Genomic DNA, 19,610 nt, shown 5'->3' on the forward strand with positions numbered 1-19,610 from the left:
GAAGATTATGAGGACTAGAACGAAGGGTTAAAAGAGGAACGTTTGTTCTCGTTTATTTTATCTTATTTTACCTATTTACACAACAGGCTATCCTTCGACAAATTTCGGGTGGTGACAGGCACGATATAAAAAAGAGGCTTAAACAATGTGTCCAAGCCTCTCTTACATCCTACCCTCCAAAAAAGATCCCTGGAGGTAATGGTACAGCAAATACAAATTTAAATAGAACGAAGAAAAATATACTCACACCAAATGCTGTAATTCCTGCATGAAGCATTTTGCTTTTATTGCTTTTCTCCTTCTCATCTCTTTGTAAATAGAAGCAGAAAGCCCAGATATAAATAATACTCGCAATGAGGAATCCAACTAAACCAATGACGATAAGGTAACCAATCATACCTAAGCTCATCACCATAACTTTTCGTTTATTAATATCATCAAAAGCCTTTTTATCTTCTTTTTTAATAATGCTTTTAATAAAGAAAATGATGCTACAGACTAATAGTATAATTCCTGCAGTTCTCGGGAACACATAACTCATCTCAGAGAGCCCGCGTGTCTCCCATAGAGCAAAAGCAGCAACAAAAATAAATATAATAGAAGAAACAATATCATGATTAACCCTTTGCATTACTTACTCTCCTTCCATTCGGCAAAATTCGGGTGGTGACAGGCACTTATCCCTGGATCTCTTCATCTATTTTTGACTTAGATCTGAAGATTGTGCTTAGTAGTGGTCCTACTATTGATAGGATACATAGTGCAATTAACACGACTGAAATTGGGCGTGTGAAGAACAATTCAAATGTGTTCCCAGATGCTTTTGCCATTAGCATAGATTGAGCTAATCCTCTTTCTGCGATTGGACCAAGAATTAATCCTAGTACAATCGGAGCTGGATTAAACCCTACTTTCTTCATCACATAAGCTAAAAGACCAAAACCAATCATCAAGGCTACATCTAAAAAGTTATTTCGAATTGCATACGAACCGACAATAGTTAAGAACACAATGGAAGGAGCTAAATAATAAACAGGAAGGGATATGACTTTCCCTACATATCTAGAGCCCATAAGACCAAATATCAACATGACAACATTGGCTACAATAAAGGCTACTAAGAAGGTATAAACGAGACCAGAGTGCTCCTCTAACAAATCAGGACCCGGTCGAATACCTTGCATCATCAATGCCCCTAAAATAATTGCAGCAGGTGGAGCTCCTGGAATACCTAATGAAAGTAAAGGAACTAAGGATCCGCCTACTTCCGCATTGTTAGAAGCTTCCGAAGCAACAACCCCGTCCACTTTTCCTTTACCAAATTCCTTTTTATCTTTTGAAAAACGAACAGCCGCATCATAAGATAATAAGGCCGCTACGTTTCCACCAGCACCGGGGATAATACCAGTAATAATACCGATGATAGAGGAACGAATAACTAATATTGGCCTTTTAATAATGTAGAAAAAAAGCTTTCTTGCGACTCCTCGTTCTTTTTTCACTTCTTTATTCTTCTTTTGTTTTATCTTACTCTCAATCATTCCTATGACTTCTGGTATACAGAAAAAGGCGATTAAAATAACGATTAATTCTAACCCTGCTTGTAGTGGCGAAAAACCGAAAGTATATCTCGACTCACCACCAACTGGGGAAATACCAATCGTACTAATGAGGAGACCAACCGCTCCACCCATTAAACCTTTTAACATAGAACCAGAAGATAACGTTGCAATCATCGTTAAACCTAACATGGCAATCCAGAAATACTCTGGAGGACCAAAACGTAATGCTAAAGTTGCTAACAGAGGTGTAAGGAATAGGAGAGCAAGACCCCCTATTACCCCCCCAATCCCGGAACTAACTGCCGCTGCAATTAATGCTTGGGTTGCCTTCCCTTTTTTGGTCATTGGATAACCATCGAAGGTCGTAGCAATGGCAGATGGTGTACCAGGTGTATTGATTAAAATGGCTGAAATACATCCACCATAGATCCCACCAATATACAAACCACCAAGTGTAATTAATGATGTATCTGCCTGCATCGTAAAGGTAAAAGGTAATAATAATGCCAGCGCCATCGTTGCCGTCAACCCTGGTAAGGCTCCAACGATAATACCCGCTATTACCCCTGCACACATGAGCAGTAAATTGATAGGATTTGTTAGTGAACTGATTATGTCAGGAAGAAACTCTAACACTCTCCCACCTCCCAATATATATTTCTATCTATCTTTTCTCTTTATCTTTTAATTGGAATGGACGCCCATCCCCAAACTTACTGGGGATTTGGACGTCTCTCCATATTAAAACCTTAGTTTCCTTTAACCTCTTCTAAAATTCTTGAGTATTGTTCTTTTTTCGTAGCAATGTACTCAACCGCTGCATCATGGCCCATTTTCTTCGGCTCAAAGCCTTCTGCATACATTTCATCCATGACACCAGGTTCATCTAAAATGTCTAAGAATGCTTTTTCTAGCTTAGCGATAATCGCTGGGTCTGTTCCAGGTGGTACAGCTACTCCACGGTCAATACCAGCAGTCATGTCGTAACCTTCTGCTTTAATTGTCGGTACGTCTGGAAGTGGCTTAAATGTTTCCTCAGAACCAATCGCAAGAATTTTCATATCTTTCGCATACTTCACGAGGTCACTGGAGTTCGCAAAAAGGACCTCTGTATTTCCACCTAAAAACGCTTGAACGGACGGTGCTGCACCATCAAACGGAATATATTGCATCTCAACTCCAGCTAAATCTTGTAGCTGCAAGAAAGCTAAGTGATGGCCAGAATAAGTACCTGATCCAGCTGCAGTAACAGAACCTGGATTAGCTTTCGCTTTTTCCACTAGATCTGCTAATGAGTTAATGTCACTATCCTTTGAAACAGCGATACCAATAGGTGTCGCCTGAACAATTGCTACTGGAACGATATCTTCTGTTTCATAACCTGTATCATCATTGGATAATGGCTGCAAAATAATGTGTGGAATATTCATACCAGATAGGAAATATCCATCAGGATCTTTATCCACTAATTCGGTCCAACCAACAGAACCACCGCCACCAGGCTTATACTGAATAACAACACTCTGTCCTAACGCTTCCTCTAAATACGGCTGTTGACGTCTTGCTTCCACATCTGATTGACCACCTGGATCAAACGGGATGCTATACGTTATCTTCTTGGATGGGTAATCTTCTGGATCTTCCGTACTTCCTGCACTATTGGCACATGCCCCTAAAACAAATAGACCACAAAGCACAAACACTAAAGCCAACCATTTTGTTTTCATCAAATTCCTCCTCTTAATTAGGAAAGTAATTCTTTCCTTTTCCATCATATTCATGGATTTATGTTTAAATTTTTTGTAAGCGTTAACATTTTTGCGGAAAAAAATTTAATTAGTGCTGGAACTCTCAGATGAGGATAGATTAGTAAGAAGTGAACGCTCGACGCTCTCTAAATGGTGTGTCATTGCTTTTTTAACAAGAAGCTTGTCACCTAATCGTAAAGCTTCTATAATTTCCGTATGTTCTTGAATGGACTGACTTACTCTCCCAACAATTTTCATTGACTGAATTCTGGATTCCTCAAGTAAGTCAATTAAACTAATCATAATTCGGACTAAAAACGTATTTTTAGAAATTCTCGCTAGTGTTAAATGAAATTTTTGATCAAGATTTGCAATTTGCTCTACGTTAGCATTTTCACGGACTAACTCCTTAGATGTGTTCACGATATGAACAAGTTCATTCAATTCGCTTTCGGTAATATGATTGACAGCCCAATCGATACCACTGACTTCTAACACTTTACGAATCGCAAACAAATCAACAATATCTTCCGTTCCGAGGAAAAAGGAGCTAGCAATTTTATTGAGGTGCTCATCTTTACTCGAAACGTATACCCCATCACCGTGTTTAATCGTTAAGTAACCCATTGCTTCTAATATTTTGTAGGACTCGCGCACAGAGTTTCGACTGACATTTAATAGGTCTGCCATTTGTCTCTCTGCCGGAAGCTTTTCCCCAGGCTTAAACTTGTTTTCATGAATCAATTGCTTAATGTAATCCCCAACAACACTTGAAATACCTTTGCGATTTAATTTAAAACCTTCATACACGGATCACACCTCTTCGCTTCATCCCAGCCATACTAGGCGAAGGACAATTTCTTCATCTGCATAACTCCCCCCTTTTTAAGGTAATTGGTCGGATGACCCAACCAATTATAATTCAAATAGTATAGAATTGTATCTAACTATTCAATATTTTCCGAAAACTTGTATTATACGAAATTCCTATAATATTTATTTAAAAAAATTATATAAAATTTATGCATTTACTCTTTCCTTAGGAAAATCAACCTGTACAGCTGTGGCAAGGGATTGTAATTCTTCTTTTACTTGTTCAGAAATCGTTATCCCAGACGCCAAACGTTTCGTATATTCACGATTACGACGCTCTCCAGGATATAAAATTTCATCCACACCATCCTGTTTCGGCATTTCCTTCATATCTTCAAGGAAAATCTCCATTATTTTTTGGAACTGTTCAATCGGCATAAATTTTTCCACATCCATCAATATGAAAAAGTGCCCAACATTTGCTTGTTCCACTGTTTCACTGTAAATATTTTTTACGTTTGGGCCAAAAGCAGCACCTGATAATACACCTGTTAAAATTTCTACCGCTAAGGCAAGCGCGTATCCTTTTGCTCCACCAACCGGTAATACAGCACCTTGTAAAGCCTCATTCGGATCTTCCGTCTCTACACCTTCTGAATCGATTGCCCAACCTTTAGGAATGGATTCATCTTGTTTTGCTGCTAAAATGATTTTCCCTCTCGCAACAACACTAGTGGACATATCAATAATGACAGGCTTCTCATCATCTGTTGGAAAACCAAAAGCAATCGGATTCGTTCCAAAAAATGGTTTGATACCACCCCACGGAGCAATCCCAGGAGGTGAATTCGTGAATGCCATGGCAGCAACATTCTCTTCACATGCTTTTTGGCAAAAGTAAGAGGCCGTACCGAAGTGATTACTGTTACGTACGCCGATGGCAGCAACCCCGGTCTTTTTTGCTAGTTTAATACCTTCTTGAATAGCTACATAGCTCGTAATTTGCCCAAGTCCGTTATCTCCGTCTACTAATAAGACAGATTCACCCTTCTTTTCTACCTTTATATTAGGATTCGCATTTATCGTTTTCGTTTCATTCATTCTTTTCGCATAAATGCCTAACCGGCTAATCCCGTGGCTATCGACACCTTCTAAATTTGCCCGAACTAATGCATCAGCGGCCACTCTTGCATATTCTTCCTCTACACCAATAGCCTCAAATACGTGTTGACCAAATTGCTTTAAATCTTCTGCTTGGTAGGTTGGCAAGCATATCCCCCCTAATCTAGTAATCTATTACGTAATTATACGGTGCAAAGCGCTTGTTTTCCTTCTAGCACCTTTCCAACTTCCTCCGCTACAAGTTCTGATGTTCTTACTTGCGCTTCTTCCGTGAGACCAGCGATGTGAGGGGTAAGTATAATTTTCTCATTCGTTAACAGTGGATTAGTTGGCTTAATTGGCTCCTGCTCAATGACATCCAAGTAAGCACCACCAATTTTGCTTAACGTAACGGCCTCTAGCAAATCCGCTTCATTAATAATCCCACCACGTGATGAATTGATTAAATAGGCGGTCGATTTCATTTGTTCCATTTCCTTCGCACCAATAAGATCCTTTGTCCCCTTCGTTAACGGAACGTGCATGGAAATAAAATCAGAATGTGATAAAAGTTCCTCTAAGGAAACCTGCTTTACCCCTAATTCGTTGTAAACAAAATCAAATTTTGATACAAATGGATCATACCCTAAAACATCTAACCCAAAAGCCTGAGCGCGTTTAGCAACCCGTTGCGCAATTTCTCCCAAACCTATGAGACCAAGCTTTTTCCCACATATTTCAGAGCCCGTAAATTGCTTACGGTTCCAATTTCCTAAGTGAACATCATCGTTTGCTTTCGAAAGGTTCCGACTCGCATCAAACATCGCAGAGAAAACATACTCCGCAACCGAAGTCGCATTCGCATTTTTTGCAAACACTACTTTTACTTCTCTCTTTTTCGTCGCTGGAATATCAATGTTATCTAACCCAACCCCTAATCTACCAACAACCTTTAAGTTGGAAGCAGCACCTAGTAATTCCTCATTTACCTGCGTCTGATTCCGCACGATTATTGCGTCTGCATCTTTCACCTTCTCCAACAATGTAGCTCTATCGGACCACAAAGAAGGATCATATTCCACATCTCCATACTTTTCAAGTAATTCTAGCCCATTCGGCCAGATCAATTCCGTTATGACAATTTTCATATTTACCCTCCTATAATGAGGTACAGTACTTAGGGGCTTTGAGTGCTGCCTAAGAAGCGCAATCGAATTCAGTTTATGCCAGCACCCATTAGATTGGTGCTTTTTTTGCTAAATATTTCTGCATGAGTGAAATATTTAGCTGCTAGAGTGATATCTTTTTGCATATGAGCGATATTTCAGCTCATTTATGTGATATCGGCTCAAACACCCTATCTTGACCCCTATATAACTGTTGTTTAAATACTAATTCCAACTCGGTGAATCGCAAATCCTGTTTGTTCTTTTAAAATTTCCGCTTTCGTTAACTTCCCATTACACGTTTCTAGTATTTCGTCATACACTAGGTCGCCCGCTTGCTCTATAGTTAACTTATCTTCAAAAATACCACTTAAGTCTAGCTCCATTGTGTCCTCCATGAATTGGAATGACTCGCCGTTACCAGTAATTTTAATCGTCGGCATAATTGGATGGGAAATGGTATGCCCACCACCTGTACTAAACACAAGCACTTGTGCGCCACCTGCAGCAATACCAGTAATCGACTCACTGCCATGACCCGGTGTGTCCATTACATATACTCCTGGCTCTCTATTCTCACAAACTTGTGCGTAATCTAAACCATCAATAATTGGAGCACTTCCGGACTTCATGTAAGCACCAAGTGATTTTTCCTCAATCGTACTTAAACCACCAACGATGTTATCTCCAGTAGGCTGAGAACCACGAATGTCTTCCCCACTTGCTAGAGCACGTCTTTCAATTCGATCAATATATCCAACAATCTTATCGCCAACACCTGGGTTCACAGAGCGTTCACGTAGATAACCTTCTGCCCCCATTAGCTCCATCGTTTCCGCTAAAATGGAGCGTCCACCTTGGTTGACAATTTTGTCTGAAGCAAAGCCTAATGCCATGTTAGATCCAATACCTGAACTTGTGTCAGACGTTCCACAGTTTAAACCAAGCAGCAAGTTGGAAACGCTTACTTTTTCACGAACTTGAGCAGACAACTTACGCTTTAACAGCATCGCTTTACGAGTTGCTTCCGCAGTTGCTTCAATTGCACCGTGTGCCTTACGAATATTCACTACCTCCACTGGCTTACCTGTTTTGCGAATTTCATGAGCAATTTCATCTGCTGTACAGCCTTCTTCTCGGAAATGATCAATAACCACAACTGCCCCAACATTTGGATTTTTACCTGTTGCGACTAAAGTATTAAAAGTGTTTCGTAAATCTGGACGCACCTGACATCTTCCAAGTGGATGCGTAATAGCTACTGCACCTTCTATTGTAGCTGCCACACGCTCTGCAGTTGAATTTGCATAAACTGTTCCAGATAAAATCAGTAACGTGTTTCGAACACCAACTGTATCATTTGGACGAACATAACCGTTAAAATAACCCATCTTATACACTCTCCCCTGCATTAGCTTTTTCCTTAAATAAATCACCGCGTCCTCTGTTACTCTCTATATTGTGAATGTGGACATGGTCCCCAACTTCAATATCCTCTAGTGCTGTACCGATACTTAGGCCATATTTCCAAATCGTATCCCCTTTTTTAATTGAACGAACCGCAATTTTGTGTCCATAAGGGATGTCCTTTAACACTTTTACCATCTTCACTTCTCCACCAGCTTCTACTTCCACTTCTCTTCCAGCAGTCATTGTACGACTAATAACTGTACCCGTGTTATCCTTCGGGTCAATAACATGAACCTCTCTAGCCATTATAGTCCCCTCCTCATTTATTAAAAAAACTAATACGTTGGTTGGTGGTCAATGGTTGTTTGGTCCAACCAATTTGATTCAACCCCATTAAAGCATACGCTCAGGAATTGTACAATATATTCGCAAAATTTTGACATATTAGGATTTTTAATAAATAATATAAAAAAAGCCAATAATTTCTGCCCCCATTTTTATGGTAATGTGGTAAAAGACACTATTTATCCAAAGGGGGAAGAAAAATTGGAAACAAGTAATCAAGTACAAACGAATCAACCAACCCCTTTCCTTACTGAAGATAGGAAAAAGTATTTTAAAGGGTTATCGCAAGGACTTATACTTACTTTAATCATCACAATTGTAGCTGATCAAATTACGAATCTACCTTTTTTCTCTATTATGGGAATTATGATTATTGCCATTTTACTAGGAATGAGCTGGAAAAGTTTAATGGGTGTACAAACGAGTGCATCCGTCGGGATTGGATTTAGTAGTAAATACTTATTGAGACTTGGGATCATTTTAATGGGGTTAAGGCTTAACCTACAGCAAATTTATGATGCGGGGCTTTCCCTTATTTTAATAGATTCTATTGTTATCGTATTTACACTAGCTGTCATGATATATTTAGGAAGCGTTTTCAAGGTTGATAAACACTTGTCCGCTCTAATTGCTGTTGGAACAGCTGTTTGTGGAGCCGCCGCCATTGTTGCCGTATCATCTGTCATTAAAAGTAAAAAGGAATTCACTGCTTTAGCAGTAGCTTGTATTGCGATTTTGGGAACAGTTGGAGCAATCATTTACATTCTCCTTTTCCCTGTTCTTGGGTTGGATCCGGAAAATTATGGGATATTAGTCGGTGCAACTTTACATGAGTTGGCGCACGTTATAGCAGCAGCTGTACCAGGAGAAGCAGTAAGTATGGATAACGCTATTTTAACCAAACTGGGGCGTGTTGCTTTATTAATTCCAGTAGCTCTCGTATTGGGGTATATGTTTTCTAAGGATAATAAGGAAGAAACAACGCAAAAAAAGGGACTAAAAAATCTACCTGTACCATGGTTCATATTTGGTTTCCTAGCAATGAGTGTTGTTAATACAGTAAACATCATTCCGTTAGCGGTTACCGAAGTGCTAATAGACGCAAGCGTATATTTGCTAGCTATGGCAATGGCAGGTTTAGGGTTAAGCATCAACTTCGGCGACTTCAAACAAGTAGGCATCAAACCTGTCATCGTCGGCGTCCTAGGCTTCGCAGCACTAGCCGCAATTGGACCACTACTTCTCCTGCTTTAAGGGGGTGCCTGTCACCACCCGAATTATGTCGAAAATATGTGGGGTTGAAAAAAGATGAATTTAGAACATTTGAAAGTATTTTATACAGCTGCAACGAAGAAGAACTTTTCAGAGACAGCTAAAATCCTGCATTTATCACAGCCATCTGTTAGCTTGCAAATTCGGCAGTTGGAAGATCATTTGAACATTAAACTATTTGAACGCACAACAAAAAAGATCTCCTTAACACCAGCGGGAGAACTTCTTTTTCAAAATGCGGATAAGATTTTAAAGCTCGTGAATCAAGCAGAAAAAGAAATTGAACTTCTTTCCGAATCGGTTCACGGGGAACTTTTAGTTGGAGCCAGCCGAACAATAGGGGAGCACGTCCTCCCCTATGTACTCGGCCAATACATCAAGGAATATCCTCAAGTAAACATCCGCTTACGTATATTAAATTCCCAAAATATAATCGAACATTTAAAAAACAAAGAAATTAATATCGGCTTTATTGAATCGATGATCTCCTATCCAGATTTCGTTCAAAAGCCATTTTTAGAAGACGAACTCGTTCTTATTGCCCCTCAGAACTACTCTCACATACTTATTAGCGACAACAACTTTATTGCACCAAATGACTTATTTTCTCTTCCCATTATCCTGCGAGAACAAGGGTCTGGAACGAGACAAGTCGTGGAAGAGCACTTACGGAAAAACAACCTAGACCCCTCTAAACTTAACGTCATTTTAGAGTTAGAGAACACAGAATCTATTAAATCGGCCGTAGAATCAGGTATGGGAGTATCCATTATTTCCAAATCGGCTATTCGAAAGGAATTACAACTAAAATCATTAAAGGCAATTTCTATTGAAGGTATCACGCTGAATCGACAATTCTACTCCGTCTATGATCAGGACGACCTATCCATCCAAAGCGAATCCTTCCTATCTTTTATTACTAAGTATTTTGGTGATAGTAAGAATAAAAATGATTACGAAAAACTATATAAGAATTTTGTTGTTTAAAAAGGCTAAAATAATTTAGTCTTTTTTTATTTTTACCCCCACAAATTGGTAAATAAATCCGAATTATGTAAATAAGATTACATTTATGAATAATATAAAGCTTTCAATTTAAAACTATGGCAAAATATAGTATCTTAATATGTAGGAAGGTGATGATTATGATTGGCCATCGCATAAAAAAGTACCGCGAGCAAAAAAGAATGTCCGTTTCAGAATTAGCTACAGAAGCAGATGTAGCAAAGTCTTATATTAGCTCCTTAGAAAGAAATCTTCAAAGCAATCCTTCGATTCAAGTTATTGAAAAGGTTTCACAAGTTTTAGGTGTATCTGTGGATACAATCTTGCACGGTGAGTCTAGTAATCTACAAGATGAATCACTTGATACTGAATGGTTAGAGCTAGTTAACGAAGTAAGAAATTCAGGTATTTCAAAAGAAGAATTTAGGCATTTTATTGAATTTAGTAAATGGAAAGTGAATAACGACAAAGGTTAAGCGATCAATGAAAAAATACGTTCAATGATCGCTTAATTGGACTTATACTTGGACATGTCTATTTTGTTGTTTTAATGTATGCCCCACAACAATTGCCATAACGAGAAAGTAAACGATATAAATCACAGTTGTACTGAACATGTTTTCAGTAGCCTGGTATCCTGCAACAGTGAATATAATAATTCTTGGAAGTTTACCAAGCAAACTCCCTATCGTATATGTATATAGCTTTACCTTTGATACCCCACATAATATATTCACAATAGGTGTTGGTATTACAGGAAATACCCTCAAGCTTAAAATTGTGATAAAAGCATTCCTTTCAAAAAACTCTTCATATTGCCTAGCCTTTTCATATTTCGATAGTACCTTTTGTGCAAAATCCTGAAAACCGTATCTTGCCATTAAGAACATCAAAATAGTTCCAACCATAACCCCAACTACAATGATCATAGATCCTGTTAATATTCCAAAAGAAGCTCCAGTAATACCAGCTGGTACAACAAATGGCACAATCGGAAAAAATACCAACAGGGCAAAAAACATTCCACTAATAACCATGGAAAACTCCTCACCAGACCTAATCAACGATAAAAAAGCCTCCTTATTTCCAATGAGCAAAACTATCAGAATACCATAACTGCCAATAGTCAATAACTTCTTCATACAATCACCTCCTCATAACAGCTTCCTAAAAAAAGAACCTTGATTGGTTTAATGCAAATCAAGGTTCATTAGCTATGTTTTTTATCTGCTTTTCTATTCCTTTGCAATAAGTACAACGATCCACCTGCAAGGAGTAATCCGCCTCCACCTAACAAGAGATTGAACATGTTAGTTGCAGTGTCAGGTAATTCAGAACCACCCGAAGTCCCGTCTCCACCTGTTTCTTTATCAACCGGCGTTTCCCCGTTATTTTCGTCTTCATCATTGTTTTCAACAGGTTTTCCCTCTGCAGTAAATTGTAATAAGAATTTCGCATCTAACCCTTGATAATCGTTCCCAAGATGCTCAGGTACCCTCACGGTAAGATGTAATTCTTCTTCACTACCAACCGCTAAACTCCTTTGACCTAATCCATTAAAGTCAACTAGTTTCCCATTATATATCTCTCCTGAAGAATCACTAACTTCTAATAGCAACTCCCCAAACAACTTTTCTGGACCGGTATTTTCTATAGATGTAACATAAGTAAAATCCTGTTCACCATTATTTTTCACAACAATGGTTCGTGGAGCCCAATCACCAGGTTTTAAGTTCTTTACATCGAATAAATATTCTCCCGCCGATGTTTCTATGTCTACTACATTCAAACTATTAGGTGATCCTGATACAGCACTTACAGGAAAACATATCATGTATAGAAATATCATAATCATGATTCCTAACCCTTTTATAAGAGCCTTTTTCACAACTTCCCCCCCTTTAAACAAGGAATATTCCAAGTAATCAAGTCTGATTAGGTGATGCTTCTGATTTTTCATTTTTAGAACCTCTTTTATTAGAAACGTCAATTTCAGACAACGTCCTCCAAAAGATAAATCCTGCATATCCGAGAAGTATTAAGCCTGGAATCAATAATAGAAACGCCCCATTTTTAGACTGGGCAAAATCAATAAAGTAACCTACATAAGGAATCGTGAAACCAGTATATTCCGCTACAACATTATCAGAAAGAACAGGATTTAAATCCTCTGCGTCATTGTTATCTCCTTTTGTTCTATAAAGAGTTTGTTCCCCACTTTTCACAACTTCCGTAATTCTATGGGTTACAAGATAACCTTCCTCTTCCATAAACGTAATAACATCATTTTCCTTGAAACGTGTCATATCTCCACCGGGCTTAACAGCTATGATGGAACCTGTTTTAATCCCTGGTTCCATTGAGCCGGAAAGCACAGTCTTTAACTGATATCCAAAAATCTTCGGCTCGCCTCCAGAGGCTTTTGAAATAATGACCATGAATAACAAACCAATTAGAATAGTAAAAAGTAAAACTGTAGATATGTGGTTAAACCACTTCATTACTTTTGTTTTATTCAGTTTGATTTTCATTATTTGTTTCACCTTCCTCAGTCGAGTCTTGCTCTTCTTCAGGTTGTTCCTCTAAATTCTCTTGTTGATTATCTACATCATTCTCTTTTGGTAGATTTTCTTCTTGTTTTTCCCCATCGGTAGTACCATCAGAGTTAGATTCTTCTTCAATCTGACTCTCATCATCTACATTTTCAGGCGGATTACTTTCACTCAACTCTTCATTTTCTATATGTTCCGGTACATCCACTGGATTTTCTTCGACTTCCAAATTTTCATCCTTATTTATGACTTCTTCTTCTGAATTTACATTTGAACCTTGTTGGCAATTAACTTTAATTTTTCTATCCCATATAGCTGTTCTATTTTCATAATTATCATTGTATCCTGGTCTTTGGAAAACCTTAAATTGATAATCACCCTCTTGATCAGCTGTTAACGTAAGTGTTATAGATTCATTTCCATTTAACGGATTTATTGTCCCTGATCCTACGATTGTGCTTTCCCCTTTTTCTGGCTCTTTCTTTAGATGATGATGCACTTCATACTCCGTAGATCCAATCATAGCTATATTTGAATCATTTTTGACAATAGCTGAAATTTCTACAGGTTTACAACTTTGATAAACATCAACACCTTGATTATCGCGCACAAAGACTAGGTTGCTTTTATCCCACCACTCACCTGCCTGAATAGTAGCAGTATTAATTTTAGAAACATTAAAATAAGCACCCGTGCTAGAGGAGAAATAAACAATACTAATAATAGCCATATACCATATAGCTATTATCTTGCTAACAAAAATAAACTTTCTTCTCTTCCTAAACCTCTGAAGGCGGCTATTATTCATTGTAATCCCCCATATCTGTGAAAATAATTTTGCTTTATCAAAAAATATATAAATAAAACACTTTAAATTTTTTGAGAAAACAAAATTACTCCTTAATTGAAATTGTGAGAAAGGTGGAAAAAACCACCTTTCTCATTTTTAAAGAGAATTACTTTTCTTCTCCTTCTTCTTGCTCAGCAGTGAATGTCCATTCAAGCTCTAATGAGTCACCTTGGAATACATTTTGGTCTTGCTCATTGTCTACAAATTCAATTTTCACATAAAGATCATCTTCTTTACCTGCTGGAATTCCATCTTGTGGATAGTCAGAACCGAAGAACCAATCTTCTAATTCAACAGCAAGATCCTCTTCTGTTGTATTAGAGAGTTGCTTTAATGATTTTTCAGAGATTACTGTATATTGATCATTATCAAACCAATGTTCACTATGTCCTTTGTTCACAAGAAACTTAACCACAATGTGCTCACCAAAATCTGCAGATCCATTGTCACCTTGTGTATCTGTAACAGTATAAGAAGTATCTAGAAGTACTCTTGCAATATCAAGTGTCCCTTTATTTTCCAAGTCAAAATGTCTTAGCATATAGTCACCAGGTTTTAAGTTATCCACGTCAAAAATAACTGTAGGATCAACTTCTAAATCTAATGTTCCTGCTGCAAAAGTGTTAGTTGACACATCCGTGTCATTAAAATAAGCGTATGTACCTCCTCCCACTAAAGAAATTCCAAGTGTTGCTGCTGCGATACCTAGGCCAAGCTTTTTCTTAATACTCATGTTTTACTTCCTCCCTGATTAATTCAAATTATTTATTTTGGACTCTTAGCTAAGTAAGAGACAAAATCGTTGTTGCGTACATTTTGTTCTTAACTGAGAACCACAAACTGAGTTTAAACGATGTTATATGTTTTGAAAACCTTCATATTCAGCCTTATTTCTTAATTAAGAACACAAAGGGAGTAGTTTACTCTCATTTACTTTCATTTTCTTATATTTTTATACTTTATTAAGAACCAAACATTCTTTATAATGAATATGTTGAGGTAATTGTCTTAAACTATAAAATTTACAAGGAGCACAAAATGATCGGAAAAAAAATTAAACATTATAGAGAGTTAAAAGGCTATTCAATTTCTGAATTGGCAAAACGATCGGAAATATCTAAATCCTATCTCAGTAACTTAGAACGGGACTTGAAACAAAACCCTTCCCTACATCTCTTATCTAAAATTGCTTCTACATTAGACATAACTGTTGAAGTATTAATTGATGAAGAGAAATCAGGTGAAGACAATTGGTTAGACGATGAATGGGTTGGTTTAATTAAACAGGCAATGGAGATTGGTTTAACGAAAAAAGACTTTCATGAGTTCCAGACCTACATCAAATTTAAAAATTGGAAAAATAATATAGAGGAAGAAAAAAAGTTATAGTTGTAACAAGAGTAATATTAATGACTATTTGTTCTCAAATAAGAACATTCTTATATAAGAACAAAACCCTTTACAAAACAAAAACGACCACACAAGTGATCGTTTCCGTGAACTTTCTCTATAAAACTTTTCTATTACTTCCTATTAAAACACGCGAGACCTAGTCAAAAATCGCTTCCCTTCAGGCCCTTCCAACGAGAACATGCCGCCTCGCCCATCGACTACATCAATAATAAGCTGTGTGTGCTTCCAATACTCGTACTGATCCCTAGACATATAAAAGGGTGTATCACCGATAAATCCTAGCTGAACGTCGGAATTCCCAATTCGAAATTCGCCACGGGGATAACACATAGGTGAGCTTCCATCGCAACAGCCACCAGATTGATGAAACATTAAAGGCCCATGTTGTTCTTTCAGTTTTTCAATCAATTCAATGGCTGCTTCCGTTGCAATCACCTTTTCTTTCTCCACCAAGTTTTCCCACCCTTTCTATACAGTCCATTCTTAAAAGAATCCTTGAGCATTCTTACTATAACTTACTAACAAGTTTTTCGTTTGCTGGTAATGAGATAGCACCATTTGATGGTTTTCTCGACCAATTCCGGATTTTTTATATCCACCGAAGGCTGCATGAGCCGGATAAGCATGATAGCAATTTGTCCATACGCGTCCCGCTTCAATATCCCGTCCAAACCGGTATGCTGTATGGAAATTACGTGACCATACCCCAGCACCAAGTCCATATAACGTATCATTTGCAATCGCTAATGCTTCTTCATCATCTTTAAAAGTTGTCACAGAAAGTACAGGTCCAAAAATTTCTTCTTGGAAAATTCGCATCTTATTGTTCCCCTCAAAAATCGTTGGCTTTACATAAAACCCGTTCATCAGCTCCCCAGCTAAATGGTTCTTTTCCCCACCTATTAACACCTTTGCCCCCTCTTGCTTACCGATGTCTAAATAGGAAGTGATTTTCTCCATTTGCTCTGTAGAAGCCTGTGCCCCCATCATCGTTTCTGTATCTAGCGGATGACCTATTTTTATTGCCTCTACCCGCTTCAATGCTCTTTCCATAAACTCATCATAAATCGATTCATGTATTAACGCCCTGGATGGACACGTACATACTTCCCCTTGGTTCAACGCGAACATCGTTAAACCTTCCAACGCTTTATCCAGGAAAGCATCATCCTCATCCATCACATCTTTGAAGAAAATATTTGGTGACTTTCCACCTAACTCTAGCGTTACCGGAATAATATTTTCCGAAGCATACTGCATAATTAGTCTTCCCGTAGTTGTTTCACCAGTAAAGGCTATCTTGGCAATTCTACTACTAGACGCTAACGGCTTCCCAGCTTCCAATCCAAATCCATTAACTACGTTCACTACCCCAGGTGGAATAAGATCTTGAATCAATTCTAGTAAAACATGAATAGACGCAGGCGTTTGTTCTGCTGGTTTCATAACTACGCAGTTACCGGCAGCCAAAGCAGGTGCTAGCTTCCAAGTGGCCATTAAGATTGGAAAATTCCACGGAATAATCTGGCCGACTACTCCAAGTGGCTCATGAAAATGGTACGCAACCGTATCATCATCTAGCTGGCTGATACCGCCCTCTTGTGCACGAATGGCACTAGCAAAATAACGGAAATGATCAATCGCTAAAGGAATATCCGCAGCAAGAGTTTCTCGAACAGCTTTTCCGTTGTCCCACGTTTCTGCAACTGCAAGCTTTTCTATGTTTTGTTCCATGCGATCTGCAATCTTATTTAATATATTTGCTCGTTCTGTTGGAGACGTTTTCCCCCAACTTCCCTTTGCCTCATGGGCCGCATCCAACGCAAGCTCTACATCTTCAGCAGTCGAACGGGAAATATCACAAAACACTTCTCCTGTAACTGGTGATACATTTTCAAAATACTGCCCTTTAACCGGTGGCTTCCATTCCCCTCCTATAAAATTGTCATAACGATCCCGAAACTGCACCACAGCACCTGGTCGATTTGGCACTTCATACTTCATTTCGATTCCCCCTAAAAATATAATTGTAATCGCTTACATTATTAACCTGTAAAAACTAAGATGAAAACTATTAATACACTATATAAAGTTATTGGCCCTTTTAGTACTAGTTTTCTAATTATCTGTTTGTTTCTCCAACTAATTTATTGATAGATTAAAAAAGTTCGAAAATCGAAATAAATCCCCGTGCAGTTCATGCTATAATATAGTCATATTTTACTAGACACTTATATATTGGGGGCAACGAGAAATGAAAAAACTTACACTACTCTTATCTTCACTCATCTTATTACTGGTTTTAGCCGCGTGTACCGAAACCATTGAAACTAAATCGAGTAGCCAAGATCCTTACGTTAGCATTGTAACAGAGGGTAATTTTTACGATTATCCGAATGATTATGTTGGCCGTTCTTTTAACGACTTCTTCAGTGCTCCAAAGTGGGAATATTTCTTATCCGAAGAGGATGAGCACATTGTAGAATTCAATGGAAAAGCAGAATACATGGGAGACACAGTGAATGTTTGTATTCAGTTTGGAGTGGATCCGGTTACGGAAGAATTTGAAGTGGTTTGGTCTGATATCGATGAGTACGAAATGTCAGATTGGGAATTTGAAGACTTAATGTATACCGTTTTTGAATAAAATAATTTTTTAAACACCATAGAATACATCATTCCGTGGTGTTTTTGTTTATATACCTTTATAGAAGGGTAAACGAAAAAAGTCATGTCCAACGTTTAATAATTGTATTACATATCCCATACTATACTTGTATATAGTGAAAATTATCGTGTTCGACAAATTTCGGGCGGTGACAGGCACTGCTTTTTAGGAGGTACACATTTTATGTCTAATCAGACTGGGGCTATTGTCCAGTATTCGTTGGATGCTTTATTGGAGGATCCATCCTTTTTACCAGATTTACAAGGGGAAACGAGAGCGCAAGCATTTACGTCATTAGCGTCTATCCTCTCTACTCCTAACCATATTCATAAATCCTTTTTACGTATCGCATTAGAAAATGGAAAAATTGCCCGAATTCCATCTTATCGGGTTCAACATAATAATACACTTGGACCTTATAAAGGTGGTATTCGTTTTCACGAATCCGTTAATGAAGAAGAAGTGAGTAACCTTGCTGCTCTCATGACACTAAAAAATGCCTTGCATGAAGTTCCTTTTGGTGGTGGTAAAGGTGGCGTAAGTATTAACCCCCGAGACTTTACTATCAAAGAACTACACTCCATCGCCCAAAAGTATGTTCATTATTTTAGCGATATATTAGGACCAGACAAGGACATTCCTGCTCCAGATGTTGGGACAGGAGATCAAGAAATGGACTGGATGATGGCGGAATATAAAAGCATTCGTCCCGGCGAACCATACAGAGGAAGCTTTACTGGAAAGAGCGTCGTAAACGGTGGGTCTTTAGGTAGACGTGAGGCAACCGGTAAAGGTGTTTACTTTACTTTCCGTTACATGCTGTACAATTTCTTAAAAGACCAAAAAGACCTATTAACGAAAACGGACAACATTTTCGCCAAAACTGCCCTATCCCTCGGAGAAAAGCCTTTAAAAATCGCTGTTCAAGGCTTCGGGAATGTAGGGTCTATAGCAGCACTTGAATCATACAACTGTACATCGATACAAAATAAAGTTGTATCCGTAAGTGATCGGAACGTAACGTTATATAACTCGGAAGGTTTGGATATCCCAGCCTTAATTGATTTTACATCCAACAATAAAGGGGACCTTCCTACAACTGCAGAACAATTAGATGAACATGACATAAAAGCAAACATTTTGGATCGAGAAGAAGTTCTCTACCTTGATGTAGATGTTCTGATTCTAGCTGCATTAGAAGACCAAATTCACCAAGATAACATGGATAAAATTAAAGCACAAATTATCGTAGAAGGCGCCAACGCACCAGTCACAGGAGATGCAGATAAATACTTGAGTGACAAAGGGGTTATTATTATCCCTGATATTTTGGCCAATGCCGGTGGGGTTATCGTCTCTTACTTCGAATGGCTGCAAGGCCGTGAAACGCAATTTTACAGTGAGGAAGAAGTTTTCAAATTGCTTTTCGATAAAATGAAAATGACGATGGATACCATTCTACCGCAGTTTTTCGGCGATCCATACCCGCTTCGTCAAAACTGTTATATCCACGCCGTTATGAAACTTTCTACCATTTTATATAGGCAAGGAAAGTTATATTAAAACGTGAAGAAGTAGCATCCTTTTAACTGGTTGCTACTTCTTACTTTTTGCGACAATAAAATACTGCTAGCCTTAATTAATTTAGATGAACCTTCCATTCATTTCGCTGAATTCTTAATTACTTCTTTTGAACTCCTAATTA

General features: G+C 38.1%; 21 protein-coding genes. 6 read left to right on the top strand and 15 right to left on the bottom strand.

Annotation, left to right across the window (positions count from 1 at the left end):
• Window positions 1-169: 169 nt before the first annotated feature.
• The 8 genes from HNQ94_RS10415 to HNQ94_RS10450 form a co-directional block, all read right to left on the bottom strand.
• A complete protein-coding gene (locus tag HNQ94_RS10415) occupies window positions 170-631 on the bottom strand; it encodes a tripartite tricarboxylate transporter TctB family protein (protein ID WP_174495983.1) in 462 nt (153 codons plus the stop codon).
• A 46-nt stretch (window positions 632-677) separates the two neighbouring features.
• A complete protein-coding gene (locus HNQ94_RS10420; RefSeq protein WP_217423881.1) occupies window positions 678-2,198 on the bottom strand; it encodes a tripartite tricarboxylate transporter permease in 1,521 nt (506 codons plus the stop codon).
• 113 nt (window positions 2,199-2,311) lie between these two features.
• Entirely contained in the window at window positions 2,312-3,289 is a 978-nt protein-coding gene (locus HNQ94_RS10425; protein ID WP_174495982.1) for a tripartite tricarboxylate transporter substrate binding protein, read from the bottom strand.
• A gap of 105 nt (window positions 3,290-3,394) precedes the next feature.
• Entirely contained in the window at window positions 3,395-4,120 is a 726-nt protein-coding gene (locus tag HNQ94_RS19750) for a FadR/GntR family transcriptional regulator (RefSeq protein WP_174495981.1), read from the bottom strand.
• Between the two features lie 210 nt (window positions 4,121-4,330).
• Window positions 4,331-5,392, bottom strand: coding sequence for an Ldh family oxidoreductase (locus HNQ94_RS10435; protein ID WP_174495980.1), 1,062 nt, complete (start codon window positions 5,390-5,392; stop codon window positions 4,331-4,333).
• Between the two features lie 35 nt (window positions 5,393-5,427).
• The gene (locus HNQ94_RS10440; protein WP_174495979.1) at window positions 5,428-6,372 is read right to left on the bottom strand and encodes a hydroxyacid dehydrogenase; all 945 of its coding nucleotides are present in this window, start codon (window positions 6,370-6,372) and stop codon (window positions 5,428-5,430) included.
• 236 nt (window positions 6,373-6,608) lie between these two features.
• Entirely contained in the window at window positions 6,609-7,781 is a 1,173-nt protein-coding gene (locus tag HNQ94_RS10445) for a UxaA family hydrolase (protein ID WP_174495978.1), read from the bottom strand.
• A gap of 1 nt (window position 7,782) precedes the next feature.
• The gene (locus HNQ94_RS10450; protein ID WP_174495977.1) at window positions 7,783-8,106 is read right to left on the bottom strand and encodes a UxaA family hydrolase; all 324 of its coding nucleotides are present in this window, start codon (window positions 8,104-8,106) and stop codon (window positions 7,783-7,785) included.
• Window positions 8,107-8,346: 240 nt separating this feature from the next.
• Between HNQ94_RS10450 and HNQ94_RS10455 the strand changes: the two genes are divergently transcribed.
• The 3 genes from HNQ94_RS10455 (at window position 8,347) to HNQ94_RS10465 (ending at window position 10,898) form a co-directional block, all read left to right on the top strand.
• Window positions 8,347-9,399: a YeiH family protein gene (locus tag HNQ94_RS10455; RefSeq protein ID WP_246199975.1), complete on the top strand. Its 1,053-nt coding sequence runs from the start codon at window positions 8,347-8,349 to the stop codon at window positions 9,397-9,399.
• Between the two features lie 54 nt (window positions 9,400-9,453).
• Window positions 9,454-10,404 carry a selenium metabolism-associated LysR family transcriptional regulator gene (locus tag HNQ94_RS10460; protein ID WP_174495975.1) on the top strand — a complete coding sequence of 317 codons (951 nt, stop codon included), beginning with the start codon at window positions 9,454-9,456 and terminating at the stop codon, window positions 10,402-10,404.
• Window positions 10,405-10,562: 158 nt separating this feature from the next.
• Window positions 10,563-10,898 (top strand): helix-turn-helix domain-containing protein, encoded by a 336-nt coding sequence (locus HNQ94_RS10465; protein ID WP_174495974.1) that lies wholly within the window; start codon window positions 10,563-10,565, stop codon window positions 10,896-10,898.
• 42 nt (window positions 10,899-10,940) lie between these two features.
• On the opposite strand, the gene HNQ94_RS10470 is transcribed toward HNQ94_RS10465, so the two are convergent.
• The 5 genes from HNQ94_RS10470 to HNQ94_RS10490 all read right to left on the bottom strand — a co-directional run bounded on the left by HNQ94_RS10470 (window position 10,941) and on the right by HNQ94_RS10490 (window position 14,557).
• Complete coding sequence (locus tag HNQ94_RS10470) at window positions 10,941-11,564, bottom strand: TVP38/TMEM64 family protein (protein WP_174495973.1); 624 nt, start codon at window positions 11,562-11,564, stop codon at window positions 10,941-10,943.
• A 68-nt stretch (window positions 11,565-11,632) separates the two neighbouring features.
• The gene (locus tag HNQ94_RS10475; RefSeq protein ID WP_174495972.1) at window positions 11,633-12,382 is read right to left on the bottom strand and encodes an LPxTATN C-terminal sorting signal domain; all 750 of its coding nucleotides are present in this window, start codon (window positions 12,380-12,382) and stop codon (window positions 11,633-11,635) included.
• Window positions 12,348-12,953 (bottom strand): signal peptidase I SipW, encoded by a 606-nt coding sequence (sipW, locus tag HNQ94_RS10480; protein WP_174495971.1) that lies wholly within the window; start codon window positions 12,951-12,953, stop codon window positions 12,348-12,350. The genes HNQ94_RS10475 and sipW overlap by 35 nt, the downstream gene beginning before the upstream one ends.
• The gene (gene tapA / locus HNQ94_RS10485; protein WP_174495970.1) at window positions 12,934-13,782 is read right to left on the bottom strand and encodes an amyloid fiber anchoring/assembly protein TapA; all 849 of its coding nucleotides are present in this window, start codon (window positions 13,780-13,782) and stop codon (window positions 12,934-12,936) included. The genes sipW and tapA overlap by 20 nt, the downstream gene beginning before the upstream one ends.
• 148 nt (window positions 13,783-13,930) lie before the next feature.
• Window positions 13,931-14,557, bottom strand: a complete 627-nt coding sequence (locus tag HNQ94_RS10490) for a TasA family protein (RefSeq protein ID WP_174495969.1) — start codon at window positions 14,555-14,557, stop codon at window positions 13,931-13,933.
• Between the two features lie 305 nt (window positions 14,558-14,862).
• On the opposite strand from HNQ94_RS10490, the gene HNQ94_RS10495 reads away from it, so the two are divergent.
• A complete protein-coding gene (locus HNQ94_RS10495) occupies window positions 14,863-15,213 on the top strand; it encodes a helix-turn-helix domain-containing protein (protein WP_174495968.1) in 351 nt (116 codons plus the stop codon).
• Window positions 15,214-15,357: 144 nt separating this feature from the next.
• On the opposite strand, the gene HNQ94_RS10500 is transcribed toward HNQ94_RS10495, so the two are convergent.
• Together HNQ94_RS10500 and adh are read right to left on the bottom strand one after the other, a co-directional pair.
• Entirely contained in the window at window positions 15,358-15,690 is a 333-nt protein-coding gene (locus HNQ94_RS10500; RefSeq protein WP_174495967.1) for a DUF779 domain-containing protein, read from the bottom strand.
• A gap of 30 nt (window positions 15,691-15,720) precedes the next feature.
• Entirely contained in the window at window positions 15,721-17,241 is a 1,521-nt protein-coding gene (gene adh / locus HNQ94_RS10505) for an aldehyde dehydrogenase (protein ID WP_174495966.1), read from the bottom strand.
• Between the two features lie 250 nt (window positions 17,242-17,491).
• Here adh and HNQ94_RS10510 point away from each other — a divergent pair, with 250 nt between their 5' ends.
• Both HNQ94_RS10510 and HNQ94_RS10515 read left to right on the top strand, forming a co-directional pair.
• Complete coding sequence (locus HNQ94_RS10510; RefSeq protein ID WP_174495965.1) at window positions 17,492-17,884, top strand: hypothetical protein; 393 nt, start codon at window positions 17,492-17,494, stop codon at window positions 17,882-17,884.
• A gap of 204 nt (window positions 17,885-18,088) precedes the next feature.
• Window positions 18,089-19,468 carry a Glu/Leu/Phe/Val family dehydrogenase gene (locus HNQ94_RS10515; RefSeq protein WP_174495964.1) on the top strand — a complete coding sequence of 460 codons (1,380 nt, stop codon included), beginning with the start codon at window positions 18,089-18,091 and terminating at the stop codon, window positions 19,466-19,468.
• Window positions 19,469-19,610: the final 142 nt, after the last annotated feature.

The organism is Salirhabdus euzebyi (assembly GCF_014207435.1).
Lineage (GTDB): Bacteria > Bacillota > Bacilli > Bacillales > Alkalibacillaceae > Salirhabdus > Salirhabdus euzebyi.

Coding starts and splice junctions, on each gene's coding strand:
- HNQ94_RS10445 (WP_174495978.1), bottom strand. CDS start 7,781: ATGGGTTATTTTAACGGTTATGTTCGTCCAAATGATACAGTTGGTGTT.
- HNQ94_RS10450 (WP_174495977.1), bottom strand. CDS start 8,106: ATGGCTAGAGAGGTTCATGTTATTGACCCGAAGGATAACACGGGTACA.
- HNQ94_RS10510 (WP_174495965.1), top strand. CDS start 17,492: ATGAAAAAACTTACACTACTCTTATCTTCACTCATCTTATTACTGGTT.
- HNQ94_RS10465 (WP_174495974.1), top strand. CDS start 10,563: ATGATTGGCCATCGCATAAAAAAGTACCGCGAGCAAAAAAGAATGTCC.
- HNQ94_RS10515 (WP_174495964.1), top strand. CDS start 18,089: ATGTCTAATCAGACTGGGGCTATTGTCCAGTATTCGTTGGATGCTTTA.
- HNQ94_RS10475 (WP_174495972.1), bottom strand. CDS start 12,382: ATGAAAAATCAGAAGCATCACCTAATCAGACTTGATTACTTGGAATAT.
- adh (WP_174495966.1), bottom strand. CDS start 17,241: ATGAAGTATGAAGTGCCAAATCGACCAGGTGCTGTGGTGCAGTTTCGG.
- tapA (WP_174495970.1), bottom strand. CDS start 13,782: ATGAATAATAGCCGCCTTCAGAGGTTTAGGAAGAGAAGAAAGTTTATT.
- HNQ94_RS10460 (WP_174495975.1), top strand. CDS start 9,454: ATGAATTTAGAACATTTGAAAGTATTTTATACAGCTGCAACGAAGAAG.
- HNQ94_RS10495 (WP_174495968.1), top strand. CDS start 14,863: ATGATCGGAAAAAAAATTAAACATTATAGAGAGTTAAAAGGCTATTCA.
- HNQ94_RS10470 (WP_174495973.1), bottom strand. CDS start 11,564: ATGAAGAAGTTATTGACTATTGGCAGTTATGGTATTCTGATAGTTTTG.
- HNQ94_RS10415 (WP_174495983.1), bottom strand. CDS start 631: ATGCAAAGGGTTAATCATGATATTGTTTCTTCTATTATATTTATTTTT.
- sipW (WP_174495971.1), bottom strand. CDS start 12,953: ATGAAAATCAAACTGAATAAAACAAAAGTAATGAAGTGGTTTAACCAC.
- HNQ94_RS10490 (WP_174495969.1), bottom strand. CDS start 14,557: ATGAGTATTAAGAAAAAGCTTGGCCTAGGTATCGCAGCAGCAACACTT.
- HNQ94_RS10425 (WP_174495982.1), bottom strand. CDS start 3,289: ATGAAAACAAAATGGTTGGCTTTAGTGTTTGTGCTTTGTGGTCTATTT.
- HNQ94_RS10440 (WP_174495979.1), bottom strand. CDS start 6,372: ATGAAAATTGTCATAACGGAATTGATCTGGCCGAATGGGCTAGAATTA.